Origin of the sequence: Bacillus swezeyi, from assembly GCF_001969815.1 — a bacterium.
In the GTDB taxonomy this organism is placed as follows: Bacteria; Bacillota; Bacilli; order Bacillales; family Bacillaceae; genus Bacillus; species Bacillus swezeyi.
In genome coordinates this window covers 1-8,465 of record NZ_MRBK01000062.1, presented here as the reverse complement: position 1 = coordinate 8,465, position 8,465 = coordinate 1, and the positions used below count along the sequence as shown (strand labels likewise).

The window sequence follows — 8,465 nt, the reverse complement described above, 5'->3', positions numbered from 1 at the left end:
CATAAAAAAGAGAGACTGGTTAATTGCCAATCTCTCTTGTTCTCACTTTTGCTCTTGTTTTCTCTGTTTTTCTGTTATGTAATTTAAATAAAATCTAAGTTTTATCTAGAACATAATCACCCCCCTTAAGTTTTGCTCTTTAATTTTGCAACTTCATTCTCTAAAGTTTTTAATTTCTCAAAGAGTTCAGTTGCAGTAAGAATTACTTTTCCATCTGTAATCGCAACGGTATGTATGTCTTCCCACTTGTCTTTCTTTGTGTTATAGAAGCTTAATGTATTCATTTGAACCTCCAATCAAGGCTTTATCTTATAAAGCAAATTGCAACTCCGTATCCATCCTTTTTGGAGTATGGTTTTGTAATCTCCATGACCCTCCAGCGCTGCGAAGAATCTTTTGATTTTGTGGCCATTCCATCATTGGCTTCAATGCTGTTACCAACTTCAACAGTTTCATCGATACGGACATAAACTTGTCCAACAAGCCCTATGATATTCCATTCGTGTCTTTGATCTCTTGGTATATATTCTTTTTTTGACTTCCATTCAGAGTTTTCAACGGGCATTTTAACATATTCACCTGTTTTTTCATCAAGGACATCTTCATAAATAAGATCGCCGAATTCATTTTTCAGGTAGCGATCCTTCCAATAAACCTCTGCACTGCCAAGTACAGTTCCAGCAGTTTCAGATATAACGCCGAGCATAAATTCTGATTTTTGAGCTGGTCTTATTTTATTTTTTTCAAGGGTTACGATCGTTCCAGAAGGTATGCGTTTACCATCTAGATGAATACAACTGAAATCTATGTAAGATTAAAAGATAGTCGTGGAAAGGGAAATTATAGACATACTTATTGCGTTTACGTTTCTGATTGGTTTCCAAAAAATTATCTAAAGACTAAGCACCAGCAGACGGCAAATGTAATTAAAGATAATTTAGAAAAGAAATATTGTGAACCATTGGAGGATTTTGAATTAAGATATATACCTTTAACAGTGTTTCATGATGGGGAATTAAAAAATCAAGACATTATTGAATCACTAATTGACAATTATCTCATTGCACCATTAGAAGAAGTAAAGAGTGTATATAAATCAACAGATTTCTTAAAAGAAGAGTGGAAGGAGAAAAGAAGAAAAAGAAAATCAAAATTCGTCATCAGAACAAATCGAATTATGTTGGGATCTCGTAAGCGGAGAAGCCTTGAAAATGCATATGAAGGCCTAGTCAAATTATCAGACAGTATCGAGAAAGCTAGAGAATTGAAAGAACCAGTATTAGCATAGACAGGGAATATGCCTAGAACGTCATGCAATTCTTTTGAAGTATACGAGTGTATGAAAGGTTTGAATACTAGCAGTGTCGAGAGTGATAATAGTTCTTTTGAAATCAGTGTAACGGAAGAATATTGCGAGTAAAAGATATTTTACATAGATGGGAAGGATTGAACAATGACACACAACAACGAAAAATTACAAAACGCATTAACACAGTTCAAAAATTCAGCATATGAGATCCGGGAATTTTGGGAGCAAGCCGACAGCCTAACAGACAGTAATCTTTGTGATGATTACCCATTTAATAATGATTTTTGTGAAGTTGTCGAAAAGATTGGCGACTGGGTAATAACACAAAAAAGATTATTTAAACAAAAATGAAAACAAATTAAAAGTTAATATATGAGGTGCGAGTATATAACAGTCATCTGGGCGACTATAAACAGGCATTAAGCACAAAGCGTTCCCCAAGCGGGGAAGATTGCAACAAAATATTATTCATTGCTATTAAAAACAAATTAAAATGAAAAATATATTTCATATAAAGGGGCGGTATTATGAATGAGATGGATATAACTCACGCTTTTAAATCTATGCTAATGGTAGCTAGAGAATATAAGTTAGAGATTGATAAGAGGTATGAAGAATTAGAAAACGAGTTATTAGAGAATTATGATTTAGATGTAACTGGTATGATGGATAGTATGGAAAACATATATCAGCTATTTAATAAATAAAAGAATAAAATGCATATTTTAAAGTGTTTTTAAGGAGGAATCTAGACAATGCTGAAGAAGCATTCTTTGCTTGTTCCCTATCAAAAATTCCTTGCGTTGTTTGTGAATAAGGGTAGTATTTAAAGAGGTTATTGTCGTCTTTATATCGAAATAAGACTAAGTTTAAGTATTTTTGAGGGGAGTTATTTTAATGCATATAACAACAAAAAGGTTATTGATACGTGAATTTGAATTCGAAGATTGGCAAGCTGTATATGAATATACATCAGATATTAATGTTATGAAGTATATACCAGAAGGGATTTTTACTGAAGAAGATGCAAAAGAATTTGTAAATAAAAACAAAGGTGATAACGCTGAAAAATTTCCTGTAGTACTAATAGATGAAGATCGTCTTATAGGCCATATTGTTTTTTATAAGTATTTTGGTGAACATACATATGAGATTGGGTGGGTGTTTAATCCAAATTATCATAATAGAGGATATGCTTCTGAAGCAGCACAAGCGATCTTGGAATATGGATTTAAAGAAATGAAATTACATAGGATTATAGCCACTTGTCAACCTGAGAATATTCCGTCATACCGAGTTATGGAGAAAATCGGAATGAGAAGAGAAGGCTTTTTCAAAAGATGTATTCCAAAAGGCAATGAATGGTGGGATGAATATTATTACGCTATTTTAGAGGAAGAGTGGAAATGAACTATATTGAATGCAGTAACATTGGCGATACAAACAAAATATCACCTACTACTTAGAACATAGTAGCTAAGCGAAGATGATATATAAAGCGATATGTCAGTAGTACTTAATGGGATTCAATGAGCTCAGGTGAATTGTTTTTAGGTGAGTTCACTAAAGATGAAACCTGGTATGCTTCCATATCATCAGCATCATATGGCTGTAGCAAGCTTTGTAGATAATCAGGATCAGTATTTTTAGGGTTGAGCCATTCCTTTTCATTCTCATCAGTAAGGATAACCGGCATACGATCATGAATGTCTTCAATAAGCTCATTAGGCTTTGTTGTAATTATTGTGCAAGTGTACAACGAATTACCTTCTGATGTGTTCCACTTTTCGTATAAGCCGGCAAAAGCGAAGAGATTGGATGATTTAAGTTTAATCTGCATTGGAATCTTAGTCTTTGGATCAAGACGTTTCCATTCATAAAAACTGTCGGCTGGGATGATGCAACGTTTACTAACAAGCGGTTTTCTGAAGCTTGGTTTCTCGGCCAATGTTTCAGCACGAGCATTGATGATTTTATAGCCGATCTTTTCGTCTTTATCTTTAGCCCAAGGAGGAATAAGACCCCATCTAAGTTTGCCCAAACGGTTGTTTGACCCATCGTTGATAATTGTCAGGATGTTTTGTGATGGAGCTACATTATAGCTTGGGTGGTATTCGTCTTCTGGTAAGAATTGATCTATATTGAATTGCTCGATGATGTCATCAAATTCAGAGAATAAAGTAAACCTGCCACACATGTTCATCATCCTTTAGGTTTTTTAATATTGTACAGGCTTGATACACGAAAATCAAAAAGGAGGAATGTGATGCAGCATATGATTAGGGGAATCTGGACAAAGAAAAAATTCACTGAAATAGAACGCGGCCAGACATTTATGATTGAGGAAGATGGCTGCTTTAAAAAGTACATAGCAAGAACAGAACATTATTGGGATAAAGAATATAAAGCTTATGTTGTTGATGTTATGGATAAAAACAAATTGAGAAGAGGGATTAGATGAAAAAACTTACCGTATTAAAAATCGGCAGAGCAAGCGGGAAAACATTTAGCCAATTAGCATTTCTCGTTAATGAGATGTCTTTTGACTACAGAATGAAAAGAGAGTTGCTGCAGCTTATTGAAAAATTCGGTTTAGTTAAAACAGAAATTTTATATAAATTAAAAGGAGAGAATTAATGGGGTATCAATTTGAAAAGAACAAGTTATATGCCTATCTTGGAAAAGACTTAGTGAAATCTTTAAAGAAATTCGAAGTGATTGTCGCTGGCGGTGCAATTACAAGCCTGTTCAATAATAAAGCGATTAATGATATTGATCTATACTTCAGAAGTGTTAATTAAAAATAAAAGGGAGATGAAGGAATGTCAGTAGAACAACTATGCGGCGGACAATGTACAGAAGAAACAATTAGCTTGGTTAGAAAACAATTACTTCAGAAACAAAGTGCATTACTCACTCAAAAGGAAAATATTGAAGCTGAAATTAGACGACTTACAAACAGATTACAACTGGCAATGAAAAATTTGAAAAAGTTAAATGTGAATTAGGAAAGGTTCAGTGTGAGCTTGAGGAACTGGGTTGCTTGGAGAAAGCATTGTATGAAGAGAAGTTCTGATTCCTTTTTAATGAACTCTTGTGAAACAAATTTCAATCCTCATAAAAAGAGATATAGGTGATTTTAAACTGTAAATAGACAATCCAGTGTTTTAGACTGTTAATATAGCAATTTTGGAAAGGAGAAGATGTGTTGAATAGAGTTTTTTTGCTAATTTTAATTATTGTTGTTTTAGCAGGAGCTGGATGTCAAACAAGCGAAGGTAAACATGATACAGGGGAAAATCTCAGCATTGAAGGCTATATAATGCACAAGAAAGGGGATAGTGCAATCCTTCTTAAGAGCCAAAAACCTAAAGATGAGGACTACAAACTAACAGAAAGAGAAATCATTGAAAAGTACAAGAGTAAAGTGATTTTGCTAGGACTCAGTGATATAAAAAACAAAGAGGAGCTAAAAAAGAAACAGAAAATAAAAGTATGGTTTCATTTACTTGAAGAATCAAATCCTCCCAAAGCGAGAATTTATAAATTTGAAAATTGTAAGAATATTATTGATAATCCATAAAATATCAATTATTATAAAAATGAACAAATAATCATTAGGGAGGATACAAATGAAAAAACTGGTTGCTTTTTGTGGCTTTTTTCTGCTTTTGCTTGCATTGCCAACAGTAGTATTTGGGAAATCAAAAGAGTTTAACCCCTATGACATGGTAAGTTCAGATGGAGAGGTAATATCTTATTCTGAAGTGAAGAGCATCGCTGAGAAAAACAAATCTAAGCTTCCAAGTAAAATGACTGAGGGAAATGGAGAAAAATTTAAAACTGAAGATTTTAACAAGTTGGTAAGCAAGATGAAGCCTGAGAAACCCTTTAGTAAAAATTCTTTGTCTTCTCAATTTAGCTTAAGTGAAGTAATCGGATCGGATGGACGTACCAAAGTAAGTAACACCGATGTTTCTCCTTATAAAATGTTTACGTATTTTTACGGGGAAAATGACAAATATGGATATAGCTGTACAGGAAATGTTATAGGCAAAGATTTAATTGTAACCAACGCACACTGTATATATGATTGGGATAGGAAACTCTATGTAAAATACGCATTTACTATACCTGGGTTAAACAATTCATACTATTCTTATGGAGCCTATGAAATGGACAAGTATTTTGTACCACAAGGATATATAAAAACAGGATCAAGTGATTATGACTTTGCTGTGGTAAAGCTGGAGCCTACGCCTGGTAGACATATTGGGGATGTAGTAGGAACTCTACCAACAAAAGAAGTAACCAATATAAAAGGTACTTCTATTAGTATTACTGGTTATCCAGGAGATCTTAATGATAGAGATGGTTCTGTATCACAATATAGAATGGCAGGAAAAGTATCTGATGAAACACAAAGTATTGCATTTTATTCAATTGATACGTACCATGGACAATCAGGTTCAGCACTATTTAATACAAGCGGCCAAATAATTGGGGTTCACAATGCCTCGTATAGCGGCGGTATTGGGGACAGCATTAACGGTGGTCCTAAGATGACAAAACCTTTCAGAGATTTTATTGCATTTGCACACACTCAATAGAGTATCATAATAGCTCTGTCTGATGACAGAGCTATTAAATAAAACTGTCATTTTAATAGAATTGGAAGTGAACTAACGGTGGGGGAGTGATTCACGAGAGTATCCCATATCCTTTTTAATATCCGTAAAGATATTTGAATGATACCAGTTACAGAGTATTTTGATGCAGATAAGAAAAAGCCCTTAGGGGCTTTTTCTAAGTTGTTTTGATATTAATTAAAGCCGTCAATATCCAGGTTTTCTATGTCAAGATTTAGGCTTTTCAATTGTTTTAATAAAACTTCAAATTTTAAGCATTCGCCATTTTTTAATTCTTCTGGAATATCTTCAGGATGTGCTATTTTCATTCCAGCCTCTATCCATTGTTTACGATACAATTGAAATGCAGCTTCAATTAAATGATCTGGAGTTACAATAAAGCCTAAACTCACATCATGATCTTCACTGTAGCCAAATTCAAAATTGCAACATGGACAAATGTCAAATGTTTTTTGATATTCGCCATTACATAAAAGATTTTCATTTAATCCTTTATATCCGCATACTAGACAGGAATATAATTTTTTTCCCAACATTAATCCCCCATTTATTTATTATTTACATTATTGACGTTTATAATATTCATAACCAGCTTTTTTATTTGGATGTTTTGGCTTGAAATATGTAATAATCACATCCTTATCCTTTTGTCGTTCTACTGCCAAAAATTCATTGGTCTTTTTATTATACTTATAATAACGATATTTGCCATTGAATTTTTTCTTACTTCTTTTTTGGAGAACTGTTTTGCTAGTAGCTTTCCCTAAAAAGGTTCGTGCTTTATTCAAATATTGAGATTTGGAAATATTGCCAAACTCTTTTTTGTGCTTTTTGTAATGAGAATCTAATTTCGACATACTTACTTTTCTTACGGCTTTAGACGCGGAGGTTTTTTTACCATACTTTTTCGTTGCTTTGCTAACACTGGATTTTCCAAATTTCTTAATAGCTTGTTTAATGCCAATACGTGCAACAGTAATAGCAATTACAACTAAAGGATACCAGGAGGCTTGAACTTCAGCAGTATTTACTTTAAATTCTTCTCCTGTTTCAGTATCGGTTAAAGTTGCAATAAAATCTCCGTCATCATTTACATCTTGTAATTCCACTTCAAAATCGCCCTGGAAAAGTGTACCGTTATCATCTTCTGCTTCTGCGGAAACTATCATCTCACTAGTTTCTAAATTTAATTCTAGTTCACCGTCAACCGATAAATCATCTGTTTCAATCTTTGTTTCAATATTTGCTTCATCACCATCGACTTGGCTTTCTATGCTAACATTATCATCATCGACAGACTCACCAAAAAAATCTTCTGTTTCAGATTCTATTTCCTCACTATTAATTACTTCTTCCTCATTATTGTCTTGTGTTTGATTTGTTGTTGCAGAGGAAAAACTTGTTCCTACGTTATAAAATACAAAAACAGCTAACAAGAAGCTAATTAAATACTTCAATCTTGATTCTCCTTTTTCTTAGTTATATTGTGTTAACCCGTAACCATACTCTTCATTCTTACCCAAATCTCTTGCTGTGCTCTGTAAAATTTTTAAGACATCTTGTCTTTCTAACTTTGGATTTTTAGATAGGATATTTGATACTATACCTGTGACATAAGCTGTTGCAAATGATGTACCATTAACAGTTTCTAATTTACCTAAAGGAGTTAAAACAGGAACCTGAACGCCAGGTGCAACAAAATCAACTTTACCTTTAGCTGCAAATTTATCTCTTTTTAGGTTTTTATCAACAGAAGAAACAGATATGACATTTTGATATTTTGCAGGATAATCTGTTGAAAGACCCAATGTATTACCAGCAGAAGCGATAACTACAATATTATTCTCGATTGCTTTGTCAATAGCATGTTTTAACCCTTTGTCATCTTTTTGAAAACCAAAGCTAAGATTAATAATGTCAACATCCTGCTTAATACTCCAATTGATTCCGTTAATTACATCATCAACGTCACCACCTCCTTTATCGTTAAGTACCTTAACATCAAATAATTTCACTTTAGGTGATACTCCATGAACTGTTTGCTTATTAGCAGGAGCCATTAAGATACTGGCTAAGGCTGTGCCATGACCTAAAGAATCTGTGGTAGTAGGATTGTTATTTATAGCATCATATGAAATTATTGAACTATTCTTAAAAATTGACAAAGAACTACTGACTCCACTATCCAATAATGCAACCTTTATAGGTTCCATAGGTGAATATAATTTGACTTTTTCATTTGGGAAAACAGCGCAAAGTGTCCAATTTTTTTCACAGTCGCCTTTCGATAAAGAAATTTGGTAGTTGTTATTAGTACAACTAGCTAGTAATATTAACAAAATTAAAGCGAAGATAACTTTTTTCATTTAATAACCTCTTTCAATTACCTTTTTCACCATCATTTAATAACACAAAAAATATAATACAATATTCCCATTTGTAAGTAAAGATGGAAAACTATAATTTTTAAATTCAAAAAATATACAGAATGTTACAAAGTGAGGTTG

General features: G+C 33.1%; 16 protein-coding genes. 10 read left to right on the top strand and 6 right to left on the bottom strand.

Annotated features, from left to right (window positions below):
* Nucleotides 1-125: 125 nt before the first annotated feature.
* Both BTA30_RS23245 and BTA30_RS21805 read right to left on the bottom strand, forming a co-directional pair.
* On the bottom strand, nucleotides 126-284 hold the full coding sequence (locus tag BTA30_RS23245; protein WP_158027681.1) for a hypothetical protein: 159 nt from the start codon (nucleotides 282-284) through the stop codon (nucleotides 126-128).
* A gap of 20 nt (nucleotides 285-304) precedes the next feature.
* Nucleotides 305-793: a peptidase G2 autoproteolytic cleavage domain-containing protein gene (locus tag BTA30_RS21805; RefSeq protein WP_275667424.1), complete on the bottom strand. Its 489-nt coding sequence runs from the start codon at nucleotides 791-793 to the stop codon at nucleotides 305-307.
* On the opposite strand from BTA30_RS21805, the gene BTA30_RS21800 reads away from it, so the two are divergent.
* From BTA30_RS21800 to BTA30_RS21785, 4 genes are all read left to right on the top strand, one after another.
* Nucleotides 788-1,288: a hypothetical protein gene (locus tag BTA30_RS21800; RefSeq protein WP_076764083.1), complete on the top strand. Its 501-nt coding sequence runs from the start codon at nucleotides 788-790 to the stop codon at nucleotides 1,286-1,288. The genes BTA30_RS21805 and BTA30_RS21800 overlap by 6 nt on opposite strands.
* 165 nt (nucleotides 1,289-1,453) lie before the next feature.
* Nucleotides 1,454-1,660, top strand: a complete 207-nt coding sequence (locus tag BTA30_RS21795) for a hypothetical protein (protein WP_076764082.1) — start codon at nucleotides 1,454-1,456, stop codon at nucleotides 1,658-1,660.
* Between the two features lie 176 nt (nucleotides 1,661-1,836).
* Nucleotides 1,837-2,016, top strand: a complete 180-nt coding sequence (locus BTA30_RS21790; RefSeq protein WP_076764079.1) for a hypothetical protein — start codon at nucleotides 1,837-1,839, stop codon at nucleotides 2,014-2,016.
* Nucleotides 2,017-2,206: 190 nt separating this feature from the next.
* Nucleotides 2,207-2,719 (top strand): GNAT family N-acetyltransferase, encoded by a 513-nt coding sequence (locus tag BTA30_RS21785; protein ID WP_076764077.1) that lies wholly within the window; start codon nucleotides 2,207-2,209, stop codon nucleotides 2,717-2,719.
* A 106-nt stretch (nucleotides 2,720-2,825) separates the two neighbouring features.
* Here the strand turns inward: BTA30_RS21785 and BTA30_RS21780 are convergent, their stop codons facing one another.
* Entirely contained in the window at nucleotides 2,826-3,506 is a 681-nt protein-coding gene (locus BTA30_RS21780; protein WP_076764074.1) for an SOS response-associated peptidase, read from the bottom strand.
* A gap of 69 nt (nucleotides 3,507-3,575) precedes the next feature.
* Between BTA30_RS21780 and BTA30_RS21775 the strand changes: the two genes are divergently transcribed.
* The 6 genes from BTA30_RS21775 (at nucleotide 3,576) to BTA30_RS21755 (ending at nucleotide 5,919) form a co-directional block, all read left to right on the top strand.
* Nucleotides 3,576-3,770, top strand: a complete 195-nt coding sequence (locus tag BTA30_RS21775; RefSeq protein ID WP_076764072.1) for a hypothetical protein — start codon at nucleotides 3,576-3,578, stop codon at nucleotides 3,768-3,770.
* Nucleotides 3,767-3,946 (top strand): hypothetical protein, encoded by a 180-nt coding sequence (locus tag BTA30_RS21770; RefSeq protein ID WP_076764070.1) that lies wholly within the window; start codon nucleotides 3,767-3,769, stop codon nucleotides 3,944-3,946. The genes BTA30_RS21775 and BTA30_RS21770 overlap by 4 nt, the downstream gene beginning before the upstream one ends.
* Nucleotides 3,946-4,110 (top strand): Gabija anti-defense Gad2 family protein, encoded by a 165-nt coding sequence (locus BTA30_RS23240; RefSeq protein ID WP_158027678.1) that lies wholly within the window; start codon nucleotides 3,946-3,948, stop codon nucleotides 4,108-4,110. Before BTA30_RS21770 ends, BTA30_RS23240 begins: the two co-directional genes overlap by 1 nt.
* Before the next feature lie 21 nt (nucleotides 4,111-4,131).
* Complete coding sequence (locus BTA30_RS21765) at nucleotides 4,132-4,317, top strand: hypothetical protein (RefSeq protein ID WP_239693720.1); 186 nt, start codon at nucleotides 4,132-4,134, stop codon at nucleotides 4,315-4,317.
* Between the two features lie 200 nt (nucleotides 4,318-4,517).
* Nucleotides 4,518-4,892: a DUF3221 domain-containing protein gene (locus BTA30_RS21760; RefSeq protein ID WP_076764068.1), complete on the top strand. Its 375-nt coding sequence runs from the start codon at nucleotides 4,518-4,520 to the stop codon at nucleotides 4,890-4,892.
* 49 nt (nucleotides 4,893-4,941) lie between these two features.
* Nucleotides 4,942-5,919, top strand: coding sequence for a trypsin-like serine peptidase (locus BTA30_RS21755; protein ID WP_076764066.1), 978 nt, complete (start codon nucleotides 4,942-4,944; stop codon nucleotides 5,917-5,919).
* 212 nt (nucleotides 5,920-6,131) lie between these two features.
* Here the strand turns inward: BTA30_RS21755 and BTA30_RS21750 are convergent, their stop codons facing one another.
* Genes BTA30_RS21750 through BTA30_RS21740 form a run of 3 tightly spaced genes read right to left on the bottom strand, consistent with a single transcriptional unit; the run spans nucleotide 6,132 to nucleotide 8,324 of the window.
* Nucleotides 6,132-6,491, bottom strand: coding sequence for a hypothetical protein (locus tag BTA30_RS21750; RefSeq protein ID WP_094777378.1), 360 nt, complete (start codon nucleotides 6,489-6,491; stop codon nucleotides 6,132-6,134).
* A gap of 30 nt (nucleotides 6,492-6,521) precedes the next feature.
* Nucleotides 6,522-7,415, bottom strand: a complete 894-nt coding sequence (locus tag BTA30_RS21745; RefSeq protein WP_076764061.1) for an SAR2788 family putative toxin — start codon at nucleotides 7,413-7,415, stop codon at nucleotides 6,522-6,524.
* Between the two features lie 18 nt (nucleotides 7,416-7,433).
* Nucleotides 7,434-8,324, bottom strand: a complete 891-nt coding sequence (locus BTA30_RS21740) for a S8 family peptidase (protein ID WP_094777377.1) — start codon at nucleotides 8,322-8,324, stop codon at nucleotides 7,434-7,436.
* Nucleotides 8,325-8,465 lie beyond the last annotated feature (141 nt).

Bases quoted from the DNA above. Each gene is read 5' to 3' on its own strand.
- BTA30_RS21790 (WP_076764079.1), top strand. From the start codon at position 1,837: ATGAATGAGATGGATATAACTCACGCTTTTAAATCTATGCTAATGGTA.
- BTA30_RS21780 (WP_076764074.1), bottom strand. From the start codon at position 3,506: ATGTGTGGCAGGTTTACTTTATTCTCTGAATTTGATGACATCATCGAG.
- BTA30_RS21785 (WP_076764077.1), top strand. From the start codon at position 2,207: ATGCATATAACAACAAAAAGGTTATTGATACGTGAATTTGAATTCGAA.
- BTA30_RS21765 (WP_239693720.1), top strand. From the start codon at position 4,132: ATGTCAGTAGAACAACTATGCGGCGGACAATGTACAGAAGAAACAATT.
- BTA30_RS23240 (WP_158027678.1), top strand. From the start codon at position 3,946: ATGGGGTATCAATTTGAAAAGAACAAGTTATATGCCTATCTTGGAAAA.
- BTA30_RS21755 (WP_076764066.1), top strand. From the start codon at position 4,942: ATGAAAAAACTGGTTGCTTTTTGTGGCTTTTTTCTGCTTTTGCTTGCA.
- BTA30_RS21795 (WP_076764082.1), top strand. From the start codon at position 1,454: ATGACACACAACAACGAAAAATTACAAAACGCATTAACACAGTTCAAA.
- BTA30_RS21800 (WP_076764083.1), top strand. From the start codon at position 788: ATGAATACAACTGAAATCTATGTAAGATTAAAAGATAGTCGTGGAAAG.
- BTA30_RS21770 (WP_076764070.1), top strand. From the start codon at position 3,767: ATGAAAAAACTTACCGTATTAAAAATCGGCAGAGCAAGCGGGAAAACA.
- BTA30_RS21740 (WP_094777377.1), bottom strand. From the start codon at position 8,324: ATGAAAAAAGTTATCTTCGCTTTAATTTTGTTAATATTACTAGCTAGT.
- BTA30_RS23245 (WP_158027681.1), bottom strand. From the start codon at position 284: ATGAATACATTAAGCTTCTATAACACAAAGAAAGACAAGTGGGAAGAC.
- BTA30_RS21775 (WP_076764072.1), top strand. From the start codon at position 3,576: ATGCAGCATATGATTAGGGGAATCTGGACAAAGAAAAAATTCACTGAA.